The organism is Leucobacter holotrichiae (assembly GCF_055791005.1).
Map to the genome: position 1 here is coordinate 93,504 of NZ_JBVUAC010000010.1, position 22,831 is coordinate 116,334.

24 protein-coding genes and 1 pseudogene are annotated in these 22,831 nt (G+C 69.4%); 16 read left to right on the plus strand and 9 right to left on the minus strand.

What is annotated here, in order from left to right:
• Positions 1-28: 28 nt before the first annotated feature.
• Together AC0KXF_RS12790 and AC0KXF_RS12795 are read left to right on the plus strand one after the other, a co-directional pair.
• Complete coding sequence (locus AC0KXF_RS12790; protein ID WP_473109545.1) at positions 29-424, plus strand: Fur family transcriptional regulator; 396 nt, start codon at positions 29-31, stop codon at positions 422-424.
• A gap of 187 nt (positions 425-611) precedes the next feature.
• Positions 612-1,169, plus strand: a complete 558-nt coding sequence (locus AC0KXF_RS12795) for a hypothetical protein (RefSeq protein WP_473109546.1) — start codon at positions 612-614, stop codon at positions 1,167-1,169.
• A gap of 99 nt (positions 1,170-1,268) precedes the next feature.
• Here AC0KXF_RS12795 and AC0KXF_RS12800 read toward each other — a convergent pair whose 3' ends face one another.
• The 3 genes from AC0KXF_RS12800 to AC0KXF_RS12810 all read right to left on the minus strand — a co-directional run bounded on the left by AC0KXF_RS12800 (position 1,269) and on the right by AC0KXF_RS12810 (position 7,260).
• The gene (locus tag AC0KXF_RS12800) at positions 1,269-4,967 is read right to left on the minus strand and encodes an efflux RND transporter permease subunit (protein WP_473109547.1); all 3,699 of its coding nucleotides are present in this window, start codon (positions 4,965-4,967) and stop codon (positions 1,269-1,271) included.
• Positions 4,968-5,209: 242 nt separating this feature from the next.
• On the minus strand, positions 5,210-6,034 hold the full coding sequence (locus AC0KXF_RS12805; RefSeq protein ID WP_473109548.1) for an SGNH/GDSL hydrolase family protein: 825 nt from the start codon (positions 6,032-6,034) through the stop codon (positions 5,210-5,212).
• A gap of 191 nt (positions 6,035-6,225) precedes the next feature.
• Positions 6,226-7,260 (minus strand): Ldh family oxidoreductase, encoded by a 1,035-nt coding sequence (locus AC0KXF_RS12810; protein WP_473109549.1) that lies wholly within the window; start codon positions 7,258-7,260, stop codon positions 6,226-6,228.
• 168 nt (positions 7,261-7,428) lie between these two features.
• Between AC0KXF_RS12810 and AC0KXF_RS12815 the strand changes: the two genes are divergently transcribed.
• The 4 genes from AC0KXF_RS12815 to rpsN all read left to right on the plus strand — a co-directional run bounded on the left by AC0KXF_RS12815 (position 7,429) and on the right by rpsN (position 9,659).
• Entirely contained in the window at positions 7,429-8,709 is a 1,281-nt protein-coding gene (locus AC0KXF_RS12815; RefSeq protein ID WP_473109550.1) for a dicarboxylate/amino acid:cation symporter, read from the plus strand.
• Positions 8,710-8,947: 238 nt separating this feature from the next.
• Entirely contained in the window at positions 8,948-9,184 is a 237-nt protein-coding gene (gene rpmB / locus AC0KXF_RS12820) for a 50S ribosomal protein L28 (protein ID WP_105805590.1), read from the plus strand.
• Positions 9,184-9,351, plus strand: coding sequence for a 50S ribosomal protein L33 (rpmG, locus tag AC0KXF_RS12825; protein WP_017884003.1), 168 nt, complete (start codon positions 9,184-9,186; stop codon positions 9,349-9,351). The genes rpmB and rpmG overlap by 1 nt, the downstream gene beginning before the upstream one ends.
• A gap of 2 nt (positions 9,352-9,353) precedes the next feature.
• Complete coding sequence (gene rpsN / locus AC0KXF_RS12830; RefSeq protein WP_017884002.1) at positions 9,354-9,659, plus strand: 30S ribosomal protein S14; 306 nt, start codon at positions 9,354-9,356, stop codon at positions 9,657-9,659.
• 205 nt (positions 9,660-9,864) lie between these two features.
• Here rpsN and AC0KXF_RS12835 read toward each other — a convergent pair whose 3' ends face one another.
• The 4 genes from AC0KXF_RS12835 to AC0KXF_RS12850 form a co-directional block, all read right to left on the minus strand.
• A complete protein-coding gene (locus AC0KXF_RS12835) occupies positions 9,865-10,884 on the minus strand; it encodes a cation diffusion facilitator family transporter (RefSeq protein WP_473109551.1) in 1,020 nt (339 codons plus the stop codon).
• Positions 10,881-13,175: a heavy metal translocating P-type ATPase gene (locus AC0KXF_RS12840; protein WP_473109552.1), complete on the minus strand. Its 2,295-nt coding sequence runs from the start codon at positions 13,173-13,175 to the stop codon at positions 10,881-10,883. Before AC0KXF_RS12840 ends, AC0KXF_RS12835 begins: the two co-directional genes overlap by 4 nt.
• A gap of 35 nt (positions 13,176-13,210) precedes the next feature.
• Positions 13,211-14,152 carry a heavy-metal-associated domain-containing protein gene (locus AC0KXF_RS12845; protein ID WP_473109553.1) on the minus strand — a complete coding sequence of 314 codons (942 nt, stop codon included), beginning with the start codon at positions 14,150-14,152 and terminating at the stop codon, positions 13,211-13,213.
• 68 nt (positions 14,153-14,220) lie between these two features.
• Positions 14,221-14,433, minus strand: a complete 213-nt coding sequence (locus tag AC0KXF_RS12850; RefSeq protein ID WP_473109554.1) for a heavy-metal-associated domain-containing protein — start codon at positions 14,431-14,433, stop codon at positions 14,221-14,223.
• Positions 14,434-14,646: 213 nt separating this feature from the next.
• On the opposite strand from AC0KXF_RS12850, the pseudogene AC0KXF_RS12855 reads away from it, so the two are divergent.
• The 4 genes and pseudogenes from AC0KXF_RS12855 to AC0KXF_RS12870 form a co-directional block, all read left to right on the plus strand.
• Positions 14,647-14,799, plus strand: a pseudogene (locus AC0KXF_RS12855) (30S ribosomal protein S14); the annotation flags it as partial.
• The gene (locus AC0KXF_RS12860) at positions 14,792-15,031 is read left to right on the plus strand and encodes a hypothetical protein (protein ID WP_473109568.1); all 240 of its coding nucleotides are present in this window, start codon (positions 14,792-14,794) and stop codon (positions 15,029-15,031) included. The pseudogene AC0KXF_RS12855 and the gene AC0KXF_RS12860, both read left to right, overlap by 8 nt.
• 169 nt (positions 15,032-15,200) lie before the next feature.
• Positions 15,201-15,887, plus strand: a complete 687-nt coding sequence (locus AC0KXF_RS12865; protein WP_473109555.1) for a GntR family transcriptional regulator — start codon at positions 15,201-15,203, stop codon at positions 15,885-15,887.
• A 75-nt stretch (positions 15,888-15,962) separates the two neighbouring features.
• Positions 15,963-16,688, plus strand: coding sequence for a GntR family transcriptional regulator (locus tag AC0KXF_RS12870; protein WP_473109556.1), 726 nt, complete (start codon positions 15,963-15,965; stop codon positions 16,686-16,688).
• Between the two features lie 19 nt (positions 16,689-16,707).
• Here the strand turns inward: AC0KXF_RS12870 and AC0KXF_RS12875 are convergent, their stop codons facing one another.
• Positions 16,708-17,181, minus strand: a complete 474-nt coding sequence (locus AC0KXF_RS12875; protein ID WP_473109557.1) for a RidA family protein — start codon at positions 17,179-17,181, stop codon at positions 16,708-16,710.
• Between the two features lie 76 nt (positions 17,182-17,257).
• Between AC0KXF_RS12875 and AC0KXF_RS12880 the strand changes: the two genes are divergently transcribed.
• The 6 genes from AC0KXF_RS12880 to ehuA all read left to right on the plus strand — a co-directional run bounded on the left by AC0KXF_RS12880 (position 17,258) and on the right by ehuA (position 22,450).
• Positions 17,258-17,995, plus strand: coding sequence for a maleate cis-trans isomerase family protein (locus AC0KXF_RS12880; RefSeq protein ID WP_473109558.1), 738 nt, complete (start codon positions 17,258-17,260; stop codon positions 17,993-17,995).
• 58 nt (positions 17,996-18,053) lie between these two features.
• A complete protein-coding gene (locus AC0KXF_RS12885) occupies positions 18,054-19,226 on the plus strand; it encodes a hypothetical protein (protein ID WP_473109559.1) in 1,173 nt (390 codons plus the stop codon).
• Positions 19,227-19,368: 142 nt separating this feature from the next.
• Entirely contained in the window at positions 19,369-20,274 is a 906-nt protein-coding gene (ehuB, locus tag AC0KXF_RS12890) for an ectoine/hydroxyectoine ABC transporter substrate-binding protein EhuB (RefSeq protein WP_473109560.1), read from the plus strand.
• 28 nt (positions 20,275-20,302) lie between these two features.
• Positions 20,303-20,998, plus strand: coding sequence for an ectoine/hydroxyectoine ABC transporter permease subunit EhuC (gene ehuC / locus AC0KXF_RS12895; protein WP_473109561.1), 696 nt, complete (start codon positions 20,303-20,305; stop codon positions 20,996-20,998).
• On the plus strand, positions 20,995-21,651 hold the full coding sequence (ehuD, locus tag AC0KXF_RS12900) for an ectoine/hydroxyectoine ABC transporter permease subunit EhuD (RefSeq protein ID WP_473109562.1): 657 nt from the start codon (positions 20,995-20,997) through the stop codon (positions 21,649-21,651). The genes ehuC and ehuD overlap by 4 nt, the downstream gene beginning before the upstream one ends.
• Positions 21,635-22,450 carry an ectoine/hydroxyectoine ABC transporter ATP-binding protein EhuA gene (gene ehuA / locus AC0KXF_RS12905; protein ID WP_473109563.1) on the plus strand — a complete coding sequence of 272 codons (816 nt, stop codon included), beginning with the start codon at positions 21,635-21,637 and terminating at the stop codon, positions 22,448-22,450. Before ehuD ends, ehuA begins: the two co-directional genes overlap by 17 nt.
• A gap of 120 nt (positions 22,451-22,570) precedes the next feature.
• Here ehuA and AC0KXF_RS12910 read toward each other — a convergent pair whose 3' ends face one another.
• Positions 22,571-22,750, minus strand: a complete 180-nt coding sequence (locus AC0KXF_RS12910; protein WP_473109564.1) for an integrase core domain-containing protein — start codon at positions 22,748-22,750, stop codon at positions 22,571-22,573.
• Positions 22,751-22,831: the final 81 nt, after the last annotated feature.

Consider the following 22,831-nt stretch of genomic DNA (forward strand, 5'->3'; position numbering starts at 1 on the left):
GGAGGCAGTGCAGGAGAGGAGGCGCGCCATGCAGCCGAAACGGAACACGTGGCAGCGCGAGGCGGTGCGAGCGGCGCTCGCCGAGGCGCGAGGGTTCGTGAGCGCTCAGCAGCTGCATCAGGAGCTGCGCGAGGGCGGGTCGACGATCGGCCTCGCAACCGTGTACCGCGCGCTCGGGAGCCTCTCCGAAACCGGTGAGGCGGACTCGCTGCAGTCGCCGGAGGGGGAGAACCTGTTCCGCTCGTGCACGATGACGGGGCACCATCACCACCTCATCTGCCGCAGCTGCGGGGATACCCGCGAACTCTCGGCCGCTGTCGTCGAGGAGTGGACGCGCAGGGTCGGCGCCGAGCACGGCTTCACCGAGATCGAGCACGTGGTCGACCTCTTCGGACTCTGCGAGCGCTGTCGGGGAAAATCCTAGAGGTCCTTACGGGACCCGGTGCTCGGGTACTTCGCTCACAACCGAGGCGGATGCGGAGACCGCGAGGAGTTATCCACAAATATGAACTTCGGCCTGTTTCTGTGCTGTAGCCGTCGTAAGCTGAACGCGAAACCACCCTTCCGACTGGAGAAAGGCGGCGCTGATGTCAGCCGAGACGATCACCACGATGCTGACCGGCGTCGGGCTGCTCTTCTCACTGGCCGTCGGCTTCGCCTGGACCATGCGACGCACCGATGTCATCGCCGAGAAACTGGGCGAGCGCATCGACGGGGTCGATGAGAAGCTGACGTCGCGCATCGATGAGGTCACTGAAAAGCTCACGTCGCGCATCGGTGAGGTTGATGAGAAGCTCACGACGCGTATCGACGAGGTCGCTCATAATCTCGGTGGGCGCATCGACCGGCTCGATGAGAAAACGGGTGCCCGCTTCGCTGCGGTCGATGAGAAATCGGGCGACCGCTTCGCTGCACTGGATGAGAAGCTCTCCACGCGGATCGACGCGCTGGATGAGAAGTCGACGTCGCGCATCGACGCGGTGGGCCGCGATGTGACCGAGTTGAAGCGCGACGTTGCCGTTCTGAAGAACGGCGTGACCGAACTGAAGGGGGATGTGGAAGAACTCAAGGTCGACGTGACCGAGCTGAGGAGCGATGTGACCGACGTCAAGGTCGCGATTGCTCGGCTCGAAGGGCCGCAGCGACCGCCGCTGCTTCTCGCGCGCTGAGGCTGGCCGGGCTACCGCGGCGCGGACAAGTGGGGTTCACGGGGCCTCCATTGAGGCCCCGTGAACCCGGGCCTAGAATGCCGCGACGCGGGCCGCGCCTCAGTTCTCGAGCAGGGTGTCGATGTCGTCGGCCCGCGGGGCGTCACCCGCATTGCCGGTCTCGGCACCGCGAGCGCGCTCGAGCCGAGCCCGCTTCGCGACGATCCGCCTCGCCCTGCGGCGGGCCCTGCGCAGGGAGACCCGCTCGCGACGGCGCTCGACGAGGGTGTAGAGGATCGGCACGAGCACCAGCGTGAGCAGCGTCGATGAGACGAGCCCGCCGATCACCACGATCGCGAGCGGTTTCGAGATGAACACCCCTCCGCCCGTGAGCCCGAGCGACATGGGTACCAGGGCGAAGATCGTCGCCGCCGCGGTCATGAGGATCGGGCGCAGGCGCAAGCGGGTGCCGTGCTCGACGGCCTCCTCGAGTGAGGCCCCCGCCGCGCGCAGGCGGTTCACGAGATCCATGAGCACGATCGCGTTCGTCACGACGATACCGATGAGCATGAGCAGTCCGATCAGCGCGGGCAGTCCGAGCGGGGTGTTGGTCAGCAGCAGACCCAGGATCGCGCCCGTCGCGGCGAACGGGATCGAGATCAGCAGCACGAGCGGCCCGCGGAAGCTGCGGAACGTCGCGACCATCACGAGCAGCACCAGCATGATCGCGGCGAGCATCGCGGCACCGAGCTGCGCGAAGGCGTCGTCCTGCTCGGCGCTCACTCCGCCCAGCTCGAAGCTCACGCCGGGCGGCAGCTCCGCGGTGGCGATCGCCTGCTCGACGGCCGCGTTGGCCGCGTCGAGCTGGCCGGAGCGCGGGGTCACGGTGAGAGCGACCTGGCGCTCGCCGTCGGCGCGGGTGATCGTCGGCGCGGTGAGCTCCTCCTCGACGGTGGCGATGTCGGCGAGGGTGATGGCCGTGCCGGTCGCCGCCGCAGCGGCCTTCTGCTCGGCCTCGGCCTGCTCCTGCTGGGCGAACTGCTCGTCTGCATCGGCCTGGGCCTGGTGCAGCGCCGAGATCTGCTCGTCGAGCCCCTCGATACCGCTCTGAGCGCCGGCGATCGCCCCCTCGATCGCCGCGAGCTGCTCCGCGCGCTCCTGCTGCGCTCGGGCGACGGCCTCTTCGGCCGGATCCCGCGGTGATTCGGGTACGACGGGCAGACTTCGCAGCTGCGCGAGCTGGGTGTTCAGCTCGCCGAGCTGGGCGACGAGCTGCGACCTCTGGGCTCCCGCCTCGTTCAGCTGATCCGCGAGTTCCGCGGCGGCGTTGGCGCGCTGCGTCTCAGCCTCCGCTTCGGCCTTCTCCTGCAGCTGATCCGCGGCGAGCTTCTGCGCCTGCGCCGTCTGCTGAGGCGTGACCGGCAGCACGATCGCGCCGAGGGCCTCCGCGGTGCGATCCGCGCCCGGCGTGCGCAGCAGGATGTCGCGCTCCTGGCCATCGAGCATCATGCTGCCCACCGTCGTGCCCTCGAGCGCGCCGCGCACGGCGTCGGCGACGAGGGCGCGGTCGAAGCCCAGCAGCGCGGCGCGATCCTCGTCGAGGGTCACACGCATGACGGGCTGTTCCCCGGTGAGTTCGCTGCGCACGGACTGCACGCTCGACGAGTCCGCGAGCTGCTTCTCCAGCAGGTCGCTGGCTTCGCGCAGCGCAGCGGGATCGTTGCCGCGGATCTGGAGGGCGATGCCGCCCCCGCCCGGGCCGCCCACGAAGGCGTCCTGGGTGAGCAGCTGTACATCGCCCGCGTCGGGAACCTTCTCGAGCGCGCGTTCGACGGCGTCGCCGACGGTCTCGACGTCGGCCCCGTCTTCGAGCTGCACGTCGTAGGAGATCGCGGTGGGCATGCCGGCGGTGCCGCCGACGGGGATCGAGGTCATCACATCGCGGACGCCGGACACTCGGGCGAGGGCGCGTTCCACGGGCTCCGCCGCCGTGACGAGCTGCTCTCGATCGCCGGTCTGCTCGGGCGTCTGCGTGAGTTGCAGGCTCTCGTTGCCCGACGACCCGAGGAAATCGCTCTGCAGGAACGGGGTCATCGCGAGCGTCGCTGCGAGCACGAGTGTCGAGGCGATGAGCGTGATGACGGGGTGACGTCGCGTGGCTCCCAGGGCGGGCATGAGCGCCCGCTGCAGACGGTCGGGAGCGGAGCGGGTCTCGGCGAGTTCGTCGTCGTGGTGCGGCGGTGCGGGATCCGGATCCTCCGCGGCCGCCGCCGGTTCGGCCGCCGGGTCCGCCCCATCCGCCCGATCTGCCGAGGCAACCGCGGCGACGGACCGTCGCGTCCGCCCGCGCATGAACCAGTACGCGAGCACCGGCACGATCGTGAGCGCGACGAGCAGCGAGGCGAGCAGCGCAACGGTCACCGTCACGGCGAACGGTCGGAAGAGCTGGCCGGCGATGCCGGAGACGAATGCGACGGGCAGGAAGACGGCGACGGTGGTGAGCGTCGACGCCGTGATCGCGCCGGCCACCTGGCGCACGGAGGCGACGACCCCCGCGACAGTGAGCGGTCCGGATCCGCGGCGTCGGCTGATGTTCTCGATCACCACGATCGAGTCGTCGACCACGCGCCCGATGGCGATGGTGAGCGCGCCGAGGGTGAGGATGTTGAGGGTGTTGCCGCTCCACCACAGTCCGACGAGAGTGATGAGCAGCGACAGCGGGATCGAGAGGGCCGCGATGACGGTCGAGCGCCATGAACCGAGGAAGGCGAGGATCACGAGCACCGCGAACAGCAGGCCGAGGCCGCCCTCGACCGAGAGATCGTGGATCGACTGCTCGATGAAGGGCGCCTGATCGAAGATGGTGACGAATTCCCCGCCGAGCTCGGGGGCCAGGCGGTCGAGCTCGGCCGACACCGCGTGCGAGATGTCGATCACGTTGGCGCCCTGCGCGGGGAACACCTGCAGTGTGAGTGCGGGCTTGCCGTTGACGCGCGAGATGCTGTCGGCGGGCACCGACTCGGTGCTCACGTCGGCGAAGTCGGAGAGGTGCACGAGGCTGACGTTGCCGTCGGCGTCGGTCGCGGTGAAGGGCAGTGCGGCGATCTCCTCGACCGAGCCGAGCGAGGAGCCGACGGTCACTGCCAGCCGGCCCTGCTCGGACTCCGCCTGCCCGGCGGGGAGCGCGGCTCCGCGCGTCTCGAGGGCGGGCGCGATCTGGGCGGGGTCGATCTTCAGCCGCTCGACATCGGCGGGGCGGAGCGCGATGAGGATCCGCTGCTCCTCCCTGCCGGCCAGCTCGACCTTCTGCACGCCGTTCAGCCCCTGCAGGGCCGGCACCACCTCGCGGGCGAGCTCGTCGGCGAAGGCCGTCGCGTCGCCCGAGGTTCCGGCGCTGAGCATCATCGCGGGCATGTCGTCGGCGCCCCCCGAGAAGACCTGCACCTCGGTGCCGCTGGGGAAGGTCGGCTTCAGGCCGTCGGCGGCCGCGCGGATGGTGCGGATCGTCTCCTCGTCGCTCTCGTCAAACGTCCACTCGACGGTGATGTCGGCGGTGCCGCTCGAGGTGCTCGACGTCACCCGGGTCACCCCGGGCACCGCGCGCAGCGCCTGCTCGGCCGGCTCGGTGACCGTGCGCGCCATCTCCTCGGGGGCGAGGCCCTGGGACTGCACCGATACGAAGGCGGCGGGCACCTGCATGGAGGGCATGAGCTCCTGCTTGAGCGAGCCCATCGAGATGAGACCGAGCACGGCCACCGCGATGGTGGCGAGCCCGACGATCAGGCGGTTCTTGAGGCTGGTGCGAGTGAGAAAGGACATGCGCTCTTTCGGTGTGAGCCGGCCGGGCAGCCGGTGGCTGCGGTCGTGTGGCCTGCTGCGGGCGGATCGCCGCGGCTGCATGGCGCACGGCTCGGTCGATGCTTCCAGCTTGGCGGGCGCGGGGGAGCGGCGCATCGTGCCGGGGTACTATTTCGGCTCATCCCGAAGTATGAATCGGGAAACCCCGAACGTGCGGGCGGGGCTGCGGAGGGGCTCGGCGAGGACCGCTCAGCGAGAACTGCTCAGCCCCGGGGCCGGGTGCGCGGCGCGATCCAGGTCCACTCGCTGTACTTGGCGGTCCGCCCGTCGCCGCTCGAGCGACCGGTGAGGCGCCGCTTCACCCACGGCACGACGTGCTCGCGGGTGTAGCGCAGCTGCTCGCGGCGTGAGGGGTTCGGGATCGGCGACGCCTCGATCACCCAGTCGCTCGGTGCCGGGTGTCCGAGCGCGCGCAGCACGTTGGCTGCCACGCGGCGGTGGCCGATGGGCGCGAGGTGCAGACGGTCGTGCGACCAGTACTGCCGTCCGGCGAGTTCGGCGTCGCTCCAGTTGTCGGCGAAGCGGATCCCGAGCCGCTCGGCGATGCCCCGCGCCTCCCGCACCAGCTCGTCGCCCTTCGCGCGCACGCGGGCGCCGCCGGGCAGCCCCGCGGTGGGGTTCGCGCCGGCGAGCAGCAGCGGTTCCGCGCCCGCCTCGCGGATACGTCGCAGCGCGCGCTCGGTCTCGGTGCTGATCCACGCGAGGTCGGTGCCGGGGCGCAGCATGTCGTTGCCGCCGCCGTTGAAGGTGACGAGGGTCGGCCCGAGGGCGAGCGCCGGCTCGAGCTGCTCGGCGATGATCGGACCGAGCAGGCGGCCGCGGATCGCGAGGTTGGCGTACTGGATCGGCGCGCCCGTCGCGTCGGCGAGGCCCTGCGCGACGAGGTCGGCCCACCCGCGCACCGAACCGTCGGGCTGCTCGTCTCCCACGCCCTCGGTGAAACTGTCGCCGATCGCCACGTAGCGGATCGCGGCCCGCTCGCCCGTCGCGCCCCGCTCGCCCGTCGCGCCTCCGGTCTGCTCGTTCACCGCTCCAGCCTACGGGGTGGCGGTGCGCAGGCCCCTGAGGGGCGTTGGATCCTCGGCCGCCTCCGCCGAGATACGGATTTCGTATCTCCGATCGCGAGCGGGGGTGCGAAATCCGTATCTCGAGCGAGGCGAGCCGGATCAGGGGCTGCGAAGGGGTGCAGTCCGGATTCGGATTCGGATCCGGATCCGCCTCAACGCTCCAGCAGCTCGCGGATCGCGGCGGTGACCGGGATCCCGAGCCTCTCGGCTTCTGCTCGCGCCCGGTAACGGTGATCGGCGGGCATGCGATCCATGCCCGCTTCTCGGAGCGTTCGCACCAGCTGCGCGGCGCGCGCTGCGAAGCCGCTACCGGAGCCGCCGCGATCCGGATCGAGCACGAGGAGGAACTGGCCGGTGCGCGTGGAATGCGCGTCGGCCGGCTTCTCGCCGCCGGTCTCGAACGAGAAGTCGCCGCCTGTGAGGCCGGACGCCAGCAGTTCGACCAGCATCGAGAGCATCGCGCCCTTGTGCCCGCCGAACGGCAGCAGCGAGCCGCCTTCGACGATGGCGCGGGCCTCGGTGGTCGCGTTGCCGGCCGAGTCGACCCCGGTGCCGGGCGGCACTTCACCGCCCGCGCTTGCCGCCAGGGTGACGTCGCCGAACGACATCGAAGAGGTCGCGAAGTCCGCGATGAGCGGGCGAGCACCGTCGACCGGGATTGCGAAGGCGAACGGATTGGTGCCGAAGACCGGTTCGCGGACCCCAGCGGGTGCGACGTTCGGCTCTCCGCCGGTCACCGCGGTGAGTGCTACGGTGCCGGCCTCGGCGAACGGCTCGAGATCGGGCCACAGGGCGCTGTGATGATGGGAATCGCGGATCGCGACGACCGCGACGCCCTGATCCTCGACCGCCCGCATGATGTCGCCGCGTGCGCGCTTGAGCGCGAGCTGCGCGATGCCGTTCGCGGCATCCACCCTGATGTAGCCGGGGCTGACGACTTCGACCCGCGGTTCGGCCGCGCTGTCGAGATAGCCGCTGCGCAGGGTCTCCACGTGCTGCGGCACTCGGAAGACCCCGTGGCTGAGGGCGCCGTCGCGCTCGCACCCCGCGTGGTTGCGGGCGAGGATCGCGGCGACCTCGGGCGAGGCTCCGGCGTCGGAGAGCGCCGTCTCGATGGCTTCGACGAGATGCTCGAACGGGATGCGTTCGCCGGTCTTCTCGTGGGGTGGAGCAGAGCCCGTCCGCATAGTGGCCTCCTGGGTGCGTGGGAGAGCAGGACCGTCTATTGCAAGATACAAGAGAGGGCCTGCTTCCCGCGCCGCATACACTGTCGGGAGCGCCCCGGTTCGGGGCGCGACCTCGCCGGAGCCGCCGAGCCCGCGCGAGCCGCTCCGCCGCAGGCCCGAAGGATCCCCATGAAACTGTTCCGCTCCGTCCCTCTTCTCGGATGGATCGTCGTCGCGATCCTGCTCGGCATTCTGCTCGGCCCGGTCATGCCCGACTGGCTGGGAGGCGTGTTCCTCACCTACAACTCGATCTTCTCGGGGTTCCTCGGCTTCGCCGTGCCGCTCATCATCTTCGGTCTCGTGACCCCCGCGATCGCGGAGCTCGGCAAGGGCGCGGGCAAGTGGCTCGGGATCACCGCGGTCATCGCGTACGGCTCGACGATCATCGCGGGCCTGCTCGCCTACGTCGTGAGCCGCTGGCTCTTCACCGCGTCGATGTCGGCCGGCGGCGTGGAATCACTGGACGAGGGAAGCGGATCGGGGTTCGCCCCCTACTTCTCGGTCGTCTCCGCGCCGGGCGACTCCGCCACCGAGATCGTGCTCGCTCCCGTGATCGACGTGATGAGCGCTCTCGTGCTCGCGTTCGTCATCGGGATCGGCCTGACCGCGTTCCGCAGCCGCGTGATCTTCCGCGGCGCGGTCGAGTTCCGCACGATCATCGAGTCGCTGATCCGGCGCATCATCGTGCCTGCCCTGCCGCTCTTCATCTTCGGTATCTTCATGGATCTCTCGGCGAGCGGGGCTGCGATCGAGGTCGTCACGAAGTTCCTGCTCGTGGTGATCGTCTCGTTCGCCCTGACCTTCGTCGTGCTCCTGCTGCAGTACACGGCGGCGGGCGCGATGGCCGGAGCCAACCCGCTTCGCGCGCTCTGGAACATGCGCGATGCCTACTTCACCGCTCTCGGCACCTCGTCGTCGGCCGCCACGATCCCCGTCACGCTCGCGTCGACCAAGAAGAACGGCGTCTCCGACTCGGTCGCGGGCTTCGTGGTGCCGCTGTGCGCCACGATCCATCTCTCGGGCTCGATGGTGAAGATCACCTGCTTCTCGATCGCGGTGCTGCTGCTCACGGGCGGTGACGTGTCGTTCGGCGCCTACTTCCCCTTCATCCTCATGCTCGGCGTGATGATGGTGGCGGCGCCCGGCGTGCCTGGAGGCGCGATCGCGGCCGCGGCGGGCCTGCTCGTGCAGATGCTCGGCTTCGGCGATATGGAGGTCGGGCTCATGTTCGCCGCCTACATCGCGCTCGACAGCTTCGGCACGGCCACCAACGTGACCGGCGACGGCGCGATCGCCATGATCGTGAACCGTCTCTCCCGCGGCCGCCTCGGGGCGCAGGCCCAGGAGGAGGCCGACGAGGTCGTCGAGACACTGGATCCGGATCCGGATCAGCGCCACTCGCTGGCCTGAGCGCCCGCGCTCGCCCTCGAACCCGTGTGACTACAGACCGGATCCACCCCGCGACACGCCCGATTGTTGCGCGGTCGGCGATCGTCGTCTAAGATCGATCTTTGGCTGTGCGCCGTCCCAGTGCACAGACCGCGGGAGCCGCTCGGCTCGAGACCGGAATGATTCGTCAGGCCGGGGTTCCTGCAGACAAGAAATCTTGGGTGAGGCCGTCCGGTCTCACGGTATGAGAGGAAACACCATGGCAGCAGTGTGCCAGGTGACCGGCGCCGTTCCCGGCTTCGGTCACAACATCTCGCACTCGCACCGTCGCACCAAGCGTCGGTTCGATCCGAACATCCAGAAGAAGACCTACTACGTGCCGTCGCTCGGCCGCAAGGTGACCCTCACCCTGTCGGCCAAGGGCATCAAGGTGATCGATGCCCGCGGCATCGACGCCGTCGTGGCTGATCTGCAGAAGCGTGGGGTGAAGTTCTAATGGCGAAGGACAAGGACGTACGTCCGATCATCAAGCTCCGCTCGACCGCGGGCACCGGGTTCACCTACGTGACGAAGAAGAACCGTCGTAACACTCCCGATCGCCTCGTGCTCAAGAAGTACGACCCGGTCATCCGCAAGCACGTCGAGTTCCGAGAGGAGCGTTAATCATGGCGAAGAAGAGCATGATTGCGAAGAACAAGCAGCGCCAGGCGATCGTCGACCGCTACGCGGAGAAGCGCGCCGAGCTGAAGAAGGCGCTCGTTGACCCCAACGGCACCGACGAGAGCCGCGAGGCCGCTCGCGTGGGCCTGCAGAAGCTGCCCCGCAACGCTTCGCCGGTGCGCGTGCGCAGCCGCGACGTCATCGACGGCCGCCCCCGCGGCGTGCTGTCGAAGTACGGCGTCTCGCGTGTGCGTTTCCGCGACATGGCGCACCGGGGCGAGCTGCCCGGCATCACCAAGTCGAGCTGGTAAGTCTCCCGGCCCGTTTCACGGGCTGGCCAGCGGGCGCGGATCCTCCGGGATCCGCGCCCGCTTCGTCGTTTCCGGGGGTGCGATCGCGTCGCTACGCGCGGGCTGCCGCCAGTGCGCTTCAGTCGCCCTCGCCGAGACCTCCGTGCATCCGGTCTGCGATCGGCAGGAGCTGATCGGCGATCCGCTCCTGCTGCTCTACGGGCGCTCAGTCGTGTGTGTCGTTCTCGTGGCTCGCGTGGTGCGAGGGCTCGAGCTGGATCGTGCAGTGCTCGGTGTCGAAGTGCTCCCCGAGGCAGGCGTGCAGCTCGTCGAGGATGCGGTCGTACCGCTCCCAGTCCAGCGTCTCCTCGGCCACGACCACGTGGGCGGACATCGCGTTGACGCCCGAGGTGATGGTCCACGCATGCAGATCGTGCACCTGCTCCACGCCCGGCACCGACAGCATATGCTCGCGCGTCTGATCGAGGTCGACGTCCTTCGGCGTGCTCTCGAGCAGGATCCGCACGACGTCCTTCAGCAGGCTGTAGGCCCGCGGGGCGATGAGCAGCGCGATCGCGAATGCCGCGACCTGGTCCACCCAGTTCCAACCCGTGAACATGATGATGAAGCCGGCGTTAATGACTGCGCCGGAGCCGATGAGGTCGCCGAGCACCTCGAGGTAGGCGCCGCGCACGTTGATGCTCTCCTTCTGCCCCGATTGCAGGATGAGCAGGGAGACGAGGTTCGCGACGGCGCCGATGATCGCCGCGCCGAGCATCGGCCCGGTCTCGATCTCGACCTCGCTGCCGATGCGCTGGATCGCGCTGTACACGATGACGATGCAGATCACGCTGAGCACGATGCCGTTGATCATCGCAGAGAGCACCTCGACGCGCATGAGCCCGTAGGTGCGCTTCGAGGTCGCCGGCAGCGCCGCGATGAAGGTGGCGATGAGCGCGATGAGCACGCCGGTGGCGTCGGTCAGCATGTGGCCCGCGTCGGCGAGCAGCGCGAGCGATCCCGAGATGAGGGCGCCCACGACCTGCACCAGGAAGACGGTGGCGGTGATGCTGAGCACGAGGATCAGCTTCTTGCGGTGCTTGCCGCCGGCGGTCGCGTGTCCCTCCAACCCGTGGTCGTGATTGTGCCCGTGGCCGCCCGCCTCGCTCGTCTCGGGCCGTGCCGGGTGCCCGGTGCTGAAGGCGTGGCCGTGGTCACGGCTGTGGTGGTCGTGGGGCGAGGTCATGCCTCTACGCTATCCACCGCGCGGCTCTTGAAGGAGCGCAGGCGGAGGCTGTTGCCGACGACGAAGACGCTCGAGAACGCCATCGCCGCACCGGCGAGCATGGGGTTGAGCAGGCCGAACGCGGCCAGCGGGATCGCGAGCACGTTATACGCGAAGGCCCAGAACAGGTTGCCCTTGATCGTGCCCAGGGTGCGCCGGGCGAGCCGGATCGCGTCGGCCGCGCTGCGCAGGTCCCCGCGCACGAGCGTGATGTCGGACGCCTCGATCGCGGCGTCCGTGCCCGTGCCCATCGCGAGCCCGAGGTCGGCCTGCGCGAGGGCCGCGGCGTCGTTGACCCCGTCGCCGACCATCGCGACGACGCGGCCCTCCGACTGCAGCCGCGAGACGACGTCGGCTTTGTCTCCCGGCAGCACCTCGGCGACGACGTCGGTGATGCCGACCTCGGCCGCGATGCGCCGCGCCACGGTCTCGTTGTCGCCGGTGAGGAGGATCGGTGACAGGCCGATCTCGCGGAACTGGGCGATCGCCTCGCCGCTCGTGGGCTTCACCGTGTCGGCCACCACGAGCAGCCCGCGCAGCGCGCCGTCCCAGGCGACGAGCACGGCCGTCTTGCCCTCCGCCTCGGCGGCCTGCTTGCGGCGGAGGATCTCGGGATCCTCGGCGATGGACCAGTCGTCGAGCAGTGACTGCCGGCCCACGAGCAGCGCGCGGCCCTCGACCACACCGGTGACACCCCGTCCCTCGACGTTGCGGAAGTCCTCGACGGGCGGCAGCACGATGTCGAGCTCTTCGATCGCGCCCTTCGCGATCGCCTGGGCGATGGGGTGCTCGGAGGCGTCCTCGATGGCGCCGGCGAGGCGCAGCAGCTCGGCGCGATCCGTGTCGCCCGCAGTGATCGCGTCCACGAGAGTCATGCGTCCCGTGGTGACGGTGCCCGTCTTGTCGAGCACGATCGTGTTCACGCGGCGGGTCGATTCGAGCACCTCAGGGCCCTTGATCAGGATTCCGAGCTGGGCACCGCGACCGGTCCCCACGAGCAGCGCGGTGGGGGTCGCGAGACCCAGGGCGCAGGGGCAGGCGATGATGAGCACGGCGACGGCCGCCGTGAACGCGCTCGCCGCGGGGAAGCCGGCGCCGAGCCACGCGCCGAGCGCGACCACGGCGATCGCGATCGCGATCGGTACGAAGATGCCCGAGACCCGATCCGCGAGGCGCTGCACCTCGGCCTTGCCCGACTGCGCGTCCTCGACGAGCTTCGCCATCTGGGCGAGCTGCGTATCGGAGCCGACGCGGGTCGCCCGTACGACGAGCCGCCCGCTCGCGTTCACCGTCGCGCCCGCGACGGCGTCGCCCGGCCCGGCCTCGACGGGCACCGACTCGCCGGTGAGCATCGAGGCGTCGATCGCCGACATGCCCGAGACGATCACTCCGTCGGTCGCGATCTTCTCGCCCGGGCGGACGACGAACTCGTCGCCCACGGCGAGATCCTCGATCGGGATCCTGACCTCCTCGCCACCGCGCACGATGGCGACGTCCTTCGCACCGAGCTCGAGCAGCGCCCGCAGCGCGGCGCCCGCCTGGCGCTTGGAGCGCTTCTCGAAGTAGCGGCCCGCGAGGATGAACATCGTCACGCCGGCCGCGACCTCGAGGTAGATGTTCGCGGCGCCATCGCTCGGTGCGATCGACAGCTCGAACGCGTGGGTCATGCCGGGCTCGCCGGCGGTGCCGAAGAAGAGCGCGAAGAGCGACCAGAGGAAGGCCGCCGTCGTGCCGACTGAAACGAGCGTGTCCATCGTCGCGGCGCCGTGGCGCAGGTTCATCCAGGCGGCGCGGTGGAAGGGCCAGGCGGCCCATACGATGACGGGCGCGGCCAGGGCGAGCGACGCCCACTGCCAGTAGGTGAACTGCAGTGCGGGGATCATCGCCATGAGGATCACCGGAACCGACAGCACGATCGAGCCGATGAGGCGCTGGCGCAGCACGGTCAGCTCGCGATCTTCGGCGGGATCCTCGTCGCCGTCGGCGGCCGCGTCGGCCGACCGGGTCTTCGGCTTCGGCAGCTCGGCGGTGTAGCCGGTCTTCTCCACCTCCGCGATGAGCGCCTGGGGGTCGAGGCCGCGCGGGGCGGTGACCCTGGCCTTCTCGGTCGCGTAGTTGACCGAGGCCTCCACGCCGTCGAGTCGGTTGAGCTTCTTCTCGATGCGCATCGCGCACGACGAGCAGGTCATGCCCCCGATCGCGAGCTCGTAGCTGTCGACCGGGGCATCGCTGGTCATTTCGGGTGCTGACATGTCGCTGTCCTTCTGGTGGGGCGCCGCGCGCCGGGTCAGTGGGAGTCTTCGCCGTCGTCGTGGCCGTCTGCGGGGGCATCGCCCTCCGCGGTGGTGAGTGCGAACGGAGCGGAGTAGACCTCGTCGCCGACCTGGAAGTCGAAGTAGAGGAGGTAGCGGCCCGCGGTCGGGGCCTCCGTCGCGAAGTCGACCGTGGGCCCCGAGAGGTCGCCGGGCTTCGGCTCCTCCCCCTCAGGGTGCACGTGCAGGTAGGCGAGGTCGCCCTCGCGCAGCGCGACCAGGTGCCCGAACGCGCCGAGGTAGGGCTGCAGTTCGGTGATCTGCTCGCCGTCACGGGTCACCTCGAGGGTGAGGGTGGATCCGCCGCCCACGAAGAGGTCGCCCTGCAGCTCGACATCGAACTCGCCCGCCTTCGCGGTGCGCACGTCGTCGTGGCCGTGCGCCGGCTCGAAGTCGCCGCCGATGTTCAGGCTGCGCGTGAGAGTGAGCTTCTCGCCGCTCTCGGCCGGGATGAAGTCGGCGAAGACGCGGTAGGTGCCCGCCTCCGACCAGGACCAGGGCAGCGACCAGGTGCCCTCGGCGTCGAGCGTCGGGTGCACGTGGCGGAACTCGGCGCCGTCGTTCCTGACGACGATGAGGTGGAGGTCCTTCTCGTGCTCCTCGGTGAACTCGGTCACGGCCTCCCCGTGCTCGTCGAGGATCGAGAAGCTGAGCTCCCCCTCCTCGCCGAGCTCGTGCGGGGTTGAGACGGGACCGAGCTGGTAACCGCCCTCGGCGAGCGACAGGCCCGGCAGCGAGGCGGTGGCCGCCTCGGTCTCGGCGGGGGCTTCGCCGTGGCCGCCGTGGCCCCCGGTGGTCGCCTCGGCGCGGGCCTCGACCGCGGATTCGGGCACGACCGCTCCGGCGACGAGGAATGCTGCGCCGAAGGCGGCGACGAGGCCGACGCCGTAGAGGCCGAGCTTGGCGGGAGTGTTCATCGGGTCCTTCTCACTGGATCGAGCGGGTGGGAGCGGCGGTCGTCGGTGCCGACGCCGTGCTGTCGCCGCTAGGCGACGCTCGCCTCGTACCCGGCTTCCTCGACGGCCGCGAGCACCGCGGCGTCGTCGACGGGGGCGCCGTCGGTGGTCACTGCGAGGTTGCCTGTGGCTGAGCTGACCTCGATGCCGGTGACGTCCGGGACCTGCTCCACCTCGCCGCGGATCGCGACCTCGCAGTGGCCGCAGCTCATCCCGCTGACCTGGTACTTCGTGGTTGCCATGTCTGTCTCCTCCAGATGGTGCGCCCGGCCCCGTGCCCGGCGCTGCTACAGTGAGAACACTATACCCAGGGGGGGTATTCCCGCAAGGCGTTCCGGAGAGGTGGACGCCACTACTTCGATGGCGTCGCCGCGGAGGCGGCTCTGGTCGTCGCGGATCCCGACCTCGCCGCCACGGGCTGAACGAGGTCGTGCCGGTTCGAGGCGAAGAAAAGCATGATTGCGAAGAACAAGCAGCGCCAGGCGATCGTCGACCGCTACGCGGAGAAGCGCGCCGAGCTGAAGAAGGCCCTCGTCGACCCCAACGGGACCGACGAGAGTCGCGAGGCCGCACGCGTGGGCCTGCAGAAGCTGCCCCGCGGTGTCGCAGGAAGCGGCCGATCGCTGGCTCGAGAAGGTGCGCGATATCGCGAAGCGCAGCATCTGGGCGATCGGCGGCTGTGCCAGCTGGTACCTCGACAAAGAGGGGGTGCCGGTGCTCTATCAGACCACCATCGCGGAGTTCGCGGAGGAACTGCGGGAACCGGACTTCTCCGATTTTGTCATCGAGCCGCTGATGACGCGCGGCAGGGATCGGCTGCCGGAGTTCGTCGGGAGCTGAGCGGGGATCGGCTTCACCCCTCGGTCCCGTCGATTCGGTCCCGGTCGATACGGATCGCTCCGCCCCGCTGCGCGGTGGCCGCGTGCCGTGGCAGCGCGACGGCTCCGAGACCCTTGATCAGCCCCGGACCCTGGAATTGTCGACGATCGGACGGTGCTACCCTGTGTCCATGGCGGAATACAGCGTGGAGCCGATACAGATGACCAGCGCTGCTGAGCTCGTCGCCGACCGGCTGCGCGGGCTAATCGTCACGGGCGTGCTCGAGGCGGGGGAGCCGCTGCGCGAGACGCAGCTCGCGAAGCGTCTCGAGATCTCCCGCAACTCGCTGCGCGAGGGCATCCGGCTGCTCGAGCAAAGCCGGCTGGTGAAGTACGAGCTGCACCGCGGAGCGATCGTGAGCACGCCGTCGCTGAAGGATCTCGCCGACGTGTTCCGTTCGCGACGGCACATCGAGCTGGCGGCGGTGCGCGCGCGGGCGAGCGATGCCCAGCTCGAGGCCCTCGCCCAGGCGTGGAGCCGCCTGCAGGATTCGGCGGCCGAGCTGAAGCCCGATCAGATCATCGCGGCCGACCTCGCGCTGCACCAGGCGATCGTGGGCCTGCTCGATTCCGAGCGGCTGTCGGCGTTCTACGATTCGATCTGCAAAGAGCTGATCTTCTACTTCGCGGTGCTCTCGCACGCCGACGAGGAGTATCTGCACCCGCAGGGGCCGATCGTCGACCGGCATCGCGAGATCGTCGATGCGATCCTCGATCGGCGCACCGAGGAGGCCGAGGCGCTCGTGCTGCGTCACATCGATGAGAACGAGGACCGTCTCCGCGACATCCTCACGCAGCGCCAAGCCGACGTGGACTGAACCGCGAGAGCCCGGCACGCGGGTAGACTGCTGGGGCGCCGGCCGCCAGCGCGAAGAGCCGAGAAGGGGGACCGCGTGAGAGAGGGAGCAGAGGAGATCGCGCCGATCCGCGCGGAGTCGACCGCCAGCCTGATCGCACGGCGTCTGCGCGAGGCGATCGCCCGCGGTCACTTCAAGCAGGGGCAGCAGCTCGTCGAGGCGGAACTCTCCCGGCGGCTGCAGGTGAGCCGGGGCGTGCTGCGCGAGGCCATGCAGCGGCTGACGCAGGAGGGCCTGCTGGTGAGCCGCCCGAACCGCGGCGTCTTCGTCGCCCGGCTCGGACCCGATGACATCTTCGACATCTACACGGCGCGCATCGCTATCGAGCGGACCGCCTGCCTCAAGGTGATCGACGTGACGGGGCGCACCGCCGAGATGGCGGACGCGCTCGATCACCTGAGCGATGTGCTCGAGGCGCGGGCGGCGGCGAACGCCGACGTCGACGAACTGGTGCGCCTCGACGTGGAGTTCCACGAGTGCATGGTCGCCGAGGCACACAGCCCGAGGCTCAACCGGATGTACGACACACTCGCCACGGAGGCGCGCATGTGCCTCGCCGCCTTCGAGAGCCGCGTCTACCCGGTGGTCGACCGCCTCGCGGATCACCGCGCGATCGCCCGCGCGATCCGGGAGAGCGACGTACCGGTGCTGAACCGACTGCTCGCCGAGCACATGGATCGCGCCGTCGAGATGATCATTCAGGGCTTTGACGAGGCCGCGGGTGGCGAGGCCGCGGGCGACGCGGCGCCCGCCGCCTCGTAGCCCGTTCCATCCGCCCCGCCTACGGCTCCGCGTAGGCCACGACGCTCACCTCGACGGGCGCCCCGTCCGGCAGCGAGGCGACGCCGACGGCGGCCCGAGCGTGCCGGCCGGCCTCGCCGAACAGTTCGACGAGGGTCTCCGACGCGCCGTCGGCGACCCAGGGGTGACGGGCGAACGCGGGGTCCGAGGCGACGAAGACGGTCGCCGAAACCAGGTGTGAGAGGCGGCGCAGGTCGCCGAGATGGTCCGCGATCGCCGCGATCGCGTTGAGCGCCGCCTCGCCCGCGAGCTCGCGAGCCTGTTCGGGGCTGACGTGGTGCGGGCCGTCGCCGACGGCGCCGCGGAGTCGCAGTTCTCCGCGCACGTGGGGGGTCTGGCCCGCGACGTGGAGGAAGCCGCCCGCCTCGCGCACGGGGACGTAGTTCGCGGCGGGCGGTGGGGGTGGCGGGAGCAGGGCGGCGATCCGCTCGAGTTGCCGATCGGTGAGGTGCACGGAGTTCTCCTCTTCCATCATGAGGATCGGATGTTTAGAATGTTGACAATCTAACAATACTTGCCGAGGAGGCGCAGTGCAGCGGACATCGGACATGCCGGCGGGGCCGGACCCGCGGCTCGCGGTCGGAGTGGTGGCGCCGTTCGACCTCGAACTCGACGCGGAACTGTGGCGCTGGGCGCCGCCCGAGGTCGACCTGCTGCTCACCAGGACGCCCTTCGTCGACGATGCCGTGACGATCGAGTTCGCGCTCGAGATCTCCGACGAGGCCGACCTCGTCGCCGGCGTTCGGAGCGTGACCGCCGGTCGGGTGGAGACGGTCGCGTACGCCTGCACCTCCGCGAGCTTCGTGCGGGGCCGCGCGGGGGAGCGGAGGATCCGCGAGGCGATGCGGGAGGCGGGGGCCGCGCACGCGGTCACCACCTCGGGGGCGATCGTCGAGGCGCTCGAGGCCCTCGGCGCGCGCAGGGTCTCTGTGGCGACCCCCTACCTCCCGGAGCTGTCGGCGCGCCTCGACGGCTTCCTCGGCGAGCACGGCGTCGAGGTGCTGCGGCACGAGGCGCTCGGACTCGATCGTGAGATCTGGACCGTGCCGTACTCCCGCATCGCCGAACTCGTGCGCTCGGTCGACCACCCCGACGCTGAGGCGATCGTGGTGAGCTGCACGAACCTGCCGAGCTACGATCTCATCGCCCCGCTCGAACGGGAGCTCGGCAAGCCGATCGTGTCGGCGAATCAAGCGACGGTGTGGGCGGCCCTGCGGAGGCTCGGCGTCGACGCCGTCGGCCCGGGGCAGCGGCTCATCGAGGCTTGAGCGCCGGCTGCGGTCTGCGCCCGTGAGCACGGGAGGTGGAGAAGGCGCGGGGAGCGGCGTGCCGCGCTCCGGTGGCGCGTTCATGCTGCTCATGGCCGCCGTGTCGGCGGGGATGGCGGTGTTCTTCTCGCTGTACTCGCTCGTGCCCGTGACCAGGCCCGAGGCACCGGCGCTCGGCAGCCTGTTCGTGGGGGTGCTCATGGGCTTCGTGATGGGTGTGCAGGTCTTCGTCCCGGCCCTCGTGCGGCGCTGGTCGATGCGCTTCGTGCTCTCCGGTTCGCTGCTCGTGCTCGGGGCGGGCGCGCTGCTCGCCGGTCTCGCTCAGGAGCCGGTCGTCCTGCTGCTCGGTGCGATGCTGGGCGGCATCGGTTTCGGCGTGATGATTGTGGTCGGCACGCAGGGCGTCGCGCTTATCGTGGAGGAGCGCCGCCTTGCACGTTCTCTCGGCGTCTACGGTCTCGTCACGATGAGCGCCTCCGCCGTCGGATCGCCGATCGGGGTGCAGGCGGCCCTCGCCTTCGCTCCGGGAACGTTCGGCGCATGCGCCGCCGTGCTGTGCGCGATCGCGGCGGCTGCCGCGCTGCGGCTTCCCGCGGCCGGGAGGAGGCCTCGCGGTGCCGCGGCGGCGGTCGGCGGGGCCGGAGGGGAGCGGGGCGGACGGTATCGCGAGACCGGGCCGGGCCTCACGAGTGTGCCGTGGCTCGTGCTGTGCGTGCTCATGCTCGGAGTGCTGCTGCTGTCGCACGGGCTGTCGAGCTTTCCGGTGCTCGTCTCCGCCGCTGCGGAGGAGGGCGGTGCTTCCGCCGCCGTGGCGATCTTCTGCGTGCAGGCCGGGAATGCGGCGGGGAAGTGGGCCGGCGGGGAACTCGAGGGGAGGCTGCGCTCGTCGCTCGTGTGGTGGACCGGCGCCGCCGCGATCACCGCCGGAGGCGTGGCCGGGGTTTTCGCGCCGGGGGTGGCCGCCGGCGTCGCGTGGGGCCTGCTGCTCGGCTTCGGCGTGGGGGTCGTGCAGACGGCGACGCTGCACGCCGTCATGCAGTGCGTCGATCCCGGCCGGGCTTCAGTGGTCTGGAACCTCGCAGTCGACGGGGGCCTCTGGCTCGGCGGTGTGCTCTGGGGGCTCGCCCTCGCCGGAGGGTTCATCGAGGGCGGAGTGGTGGCCGCCGTTGTCGCGCTCGCGGCGACGACGGGTCTGGCGCTACGGGCGTCGGATCCCGTCACGGGGCGGTAACGACCTTGATAGGGGCCTTGACGGACGCAGCGGATTCTGCCTATTGTCCTAAGGTGGGATTGTCCTACAGTTATACGACACATCTGGAACCGCACGGACCCTCACTCTGTCCCGAACGAGACATCTTCGATAGGAGTCAACGATGACCCTCAAGCAGTTCACACGCACCCGACGAGTCGCCGCAGCCCTGCTCGGCGGAGTGTTCGCGGCCGCCATGCTCGCCTCCTGCACCGCGACGACGCCCGGCCAGGGGCCGGATTCCGGCGCGGGCGACAGTGCCCAGGACACGCTGGCGCGGGCGGTGGAGGACGGCTACCTGCGCGTCGCGATCGCGAACGAGCCGCCCTACACCCAGGTGAACGCGGACGGCACCGTCACGGGCGCCGAGCCCGATGTGCTGCGCGCCGTGCTGCAGAGCATGGGCATCGAGGAGATCGAGGGCGTGACGACCCCGTACGAGTCGATGATCCCCGGCCTCGACGCCGGTCGCTGGGATGTGGTCGCCGCCGGGCTGTTCATGAAGCAGTCGCGCTGCGACGCGGTCGCATACTCCGAGCCCGTGATCGTGTCGACCGAATCGTTCGGCGTGCCCGCGGGCAACCCGAAGGGCATCACCACAGTGCAGGACGTGCTCGACAACCCCGATCTGAAGATCGCGGTGCTCACGGGCGGCTTCGAGGAGGGCATCCTCAAGACCGCGGAAGTGCCCGACGGTCAGCAGGTGCTCGTGAAGGACGCGCGCAGCGGCATCGAGGCCATCGGTGCGAACCGCGCTGACGCCTTCCTGCTGCCGACGCTCTCGCTGCGCGATCTCATCGACGAGAACGATCCGAATCTCGAGGTGACGGAGCCGATCGAGGATGCGCCCCGCACGGGCTCCGGCGCGGCATTCCGAAAGTCCGACACCGAGCTGCTCGACGCCTACAACGAGGCGCTCGCCGAGTTCAAGCAGACCGACGAGTTCGCCGACATCCTCACGAAGTGGGGCTTCGATCCCGAGGCGGTCGAGGGCGTGACTTCCGAAGAGCTCTGCCAGAACGAAGGCTGATCCGCGGTCTTCCGCGCCGGAGTCATCCATGGATTCAGTCGTAGAGTACTCGGGCCTCCTCCTGGAGGGGCTCGGGGTCACCGTGATGGTGACCGTGCTCGGGGCGGCCCTGACGATCGCGGTGGCGTTCGCCGCCGGACTGGCGGGGCTGTCCCGGCACTGGTTCCTCCGCTGGCCCTCCTTCGTGTTCGTCGAGTTCATCCGAGGATCGGGTCTGCTCGTGCAGATGTTCTGGTTCTTCTTCGCCCTCCCCTTCCTCGGCATCCAGCTGCATCCGGTTCTCGCCGGCGTGCTCGCGCTGGGCCTGAACGAGGGCGCGTACGCCGCCGAGATCGTGCGCGGCACGATCCGGTCCCGTCCGAAGGGGCAGGCGGAGGCGGCGATCGCACTCGGCATGAGCCGCACGCAGCGCCTCTGGCGCATCCTCATCCCGCAGTCCGTGCCCGCGATGCTGCCCTCGTTCGGCAACGTGATGGTCGACCTGCTCAAGAACACCTCGCTGGTGTCGCTCGTGACCGTCGGAGATCTCACGTGGCGCGCGTTCAACGCCCGCACCGTGACCGGCGCGACGGTCGAGCTGTTCCTCACGATCCTCGTGATGTACTACATCCTCTCCCTCATCATCGGCAGGATCACCCGGCTGCTCGAGAACCGCTTCGCGCTCGACCGCAAGGCCAAGCTGCGCGCGCGACGCGAGGCGCGGAGGGGGGTGGGCGCGCAATGATCTGGGACAGCGATTTCGTCGCCTCCATCATGCCGCAGCTCATGCGCGGCTTCTGGCTCACGATCCAGATCACCCTCATCGGGTTCCTCATCAGCCTCGCGGTCGGCCTCGTCGTCGCGGTGCTGCGGCACCTGAGGATCCCGGTGGTCTCGCACCTCGCGACCTTCTACGTCTCGTTCGTGCGCGGCACCCCGCTGCTCGTGCAGGCGTACATCGCCTACTTCGTGCTGCCCTACGCCGGCCTGGCCTTCGACCCGCTGCCCACCGGCATCGTGGTGCTCGGCCTCAACTACAGCGCCTACACCGCCGAGGTTTACCGCTCGGGCATCGAGCAGCTGCCCCAGGGCCAGTGGGAGGCGAGCAAGGCGCTCGGGCTCCCGCGAGGCCGCGTGTGGCTGCGCATCGTGGTGCCGCAGGCGATCCGTCCCATCATCCCGGTGCTCGGCAACTACCTCATCATGATGTTCAAGGACTCGGCGATCCTCTCGTCGATCACGCTCCTCGAGCTCATGGGCACCGCGATGCAGATCGGCAGCAACTACTACCGCTACCTCGAGCCGATCACCATCGCAGGCCTGCTGTACCTCGCGGTCAGCTTCCCCTGTTCTCTGCTCATCCGACGTCTGGAGCACCGCCTTGTCCCCTCACACTGACATACTCCGAACCCTCAACAACCCCGACGACGAGATCGACGTCGCCATCTCGTTCGAGAACGTCAGCAAGTCATGGGGCGACAACCACGTGCTCCGAAGTCTCGACTTCGAGGTGAAACCGGGCGAGAAGGTCTCGATCATCGGCCCCTCCGGCTCGGGCAAGACGACCATCCTGCGTGTGCTCATGACGCTGGAGACGCCCGATGTGGGGCTCGTCACGGTGGGCGGGGATGTGCTTTGGAACGTGCAGAAGGGCGACAAGCCCCGCGAGACGAAGCAGACGATCGAGACGCGCAAGAAGATCGGGATGGTCTTCCAGCAGTTCAACCTGTTCCCGCACATGACGGTGCTCGAGAACGTCATCGAGGCGCCGATCCACGTGCGGCGCATGAAGAAAGCCGATGCGGTGGAGCGGGCGACGGAGCTGCTCAAGCTGGTCGGACTGCAGGATCACATGGGGCACACGCCTCCGCAGCTCTCGGGCGGCCAGCAGCAGCGCGCCGCCATCGCCCGAGCGCTCGCCATGCAGCCCGAGGTGATGCTGCTCGATGAGCCGACGAGCGCGCTCGATCCCGAGCTGATCGGCGAGGTGCAGAACGTGATCCGCCGTCTCGCGACGACGACGAACATGACGATGCTCATGGTGACGCACGAGATGCGTTTCGCGCGGGAGATCTCCGACCGGGTGGTGATGTTCGACAAGGGGCAGGTCGTCGAGCAGGGGCCGCCCTCGCAGATCTTCGAGAATCCGCAGTCCGAGCGCACGCGTCGGTTCCTCGACGCGGTGATCGGCCACTGAACCGGCACGGACCTGCCGCCGGGGCGGGCGGTGCGAGCACGGTGCGAGCACGCAAAAAAGGGGCGGATCGGTACTCGCCGATTGAACTGGTCCGCGATTGTTGGACTGGTTAGTTGAAGCCTAGGCTGCGAGGGTCTGGGGCCGGTATTGCAGCGGGCTAAGGCCCTCGAGTCGTTCTGTGATGCGGTCGTTGTTGTACCGGCGGATGTACTCGTGCAGTGCGATCTCGAGGGCGTCGATGCTGAGGTAGCGGACGTGGTGGAAGCACTCTTCCTTGAGGTGGCCGAAGAAGTTCTCCATGACCGCGTTGATGCTCCTATATTTGTCAACTCACGATCTCACCGGTTCTCGGGTTGACTTTGACCAGGTGGTAGAGCTCGC

What these genes read in the sequence shown, in the direction of transcription:
- AC0KXF_RS12790 (WP_473109545.1), top strand. Translation starts at nt 29, where the DNA reads ATGCAGCCGAAACGGAACACGTGGCAGCGCGAGGCGGTGCGAGCGGCG.
- AC0KXF_RS12795 (WP_473109546.1), top strand. Translation starts at nt 612, where the DNA reads ATGCTGACCGGCGTCGGGCTGCTCTTCTCACTGGCCGTCGGCTTCGCC.
- AC0KXF_RS12800 (WP_473109547.1), bottom strand. Translation starts at nt 4,967, where the DNA reads ATGTCCTTTCTCACTCGCACCAGCCTCAAGAACCGCCTGATCGTCGGG.
- AC0KXF_RS12810 (WP_473109549.1), bottom strand. Translation starts at nt 7,260, where the DNA reads ATGCGGACGGGCTCTGCTCCACCCCACGAGAAGACCGGCGAACGCATC.
- AC0KXF_RS12815 (WP_473109550.1), top strand. Translation starts at nt 7,429, where the DNA reads ATGAAACTGTTCCGCTCCGTCCCTCTTCTCGGATGGATCGTCGTCGCG.
- rpmB (WP_105805590.1), top strand. Translation starts at nt 8,948, where the DNA reads ATGGCAGCAGTGTGCCAGGTGACCGGCGCCGTTCCCGGCTTCGGTCAC.
- rpmG (WP_017884003.1), top strand. Translation starts at nt 9,184, where the DNA reads ATGGCGAAGGACAAGGACGTACGTCCGATCATCAAGCTCCGCTCGACC.
- rpsN (WP_017884002.1), top strand. Translation starts at nt 9,354, where the DNA reads ATGGCGAAGAAGAGCATGATTGCGAAGAACAAGCAGCGCCAGGCGATC.
- AC0KXF_RS12835 (WP_473109551.1), bottom strand. Translation starts at nt 10,884, where the DNA reads ATGACCTCGCCCCACGACCACCACAGCCGTGACCACGGCCACGCCTTC.
- AC0KXF_RS12840 (WP_473109552.1), bottom strand. Translation starts at nt 13,175, where the DNA reads ATGTCAGCACCCGAAATGACCAGCGATGCCCCGGTCGACAGCTACGAG.
- AC0KXF_RS12845 (WP_473109553.1), bottom strand. Translation starts at nt 14,152, where the DNA reads ATGAACACTCCCGCCAAGCTCGGCCTCTACGGCGTCGGCCTCGTCGCC.
- AC0KXF_RS12850 (WP_473109554.1), bottom strand. Translation starts at nt 14,433, where the DNA reads ATGGCAACCACGAAGTACCAGGTCAGCGGGATGAGCTGCGGCCACTGC.
- AC0KXF_RS12865 (WP_473109555.1), top strand. Translation starts at nt 15,201, where the DNA reads ATGGCGGAATACAGCGTGGAGCCGATACAGATGACCAGCGCTGCTGAG.
- ehuB (WP_473109560.1), top strand. Translation starts at nt 19,369, where the DNA reads ATGACCCTCAAGCAGTTCACACGCACCCGACGAGTCGCCGCAGCCCTG.
- ehuC (WP_473109561.1), top strand. Translation starts at nt 20,303, where the DNA reads ATGGATTCAGTCGTAGAGTACTCGGGCCTCCTCCTGGAGGGGCTCGGG.
- ehuD (WP_473109562.1), top strand. Translation starts at nt 20,995, where the DNA reads ATGATCTGGGACAGCGATTTCGTCGCCTCCATCATGCCGCAGCTCATG.
- AC0KXF_RS12910 (WP_473109564.1), bottom strand. Translation starts at nt 22,750, where the DNA reads ATGGAGAACTTCTTCGGCCACCTCAAGGAAGAGTGCTTCCACCACGTC.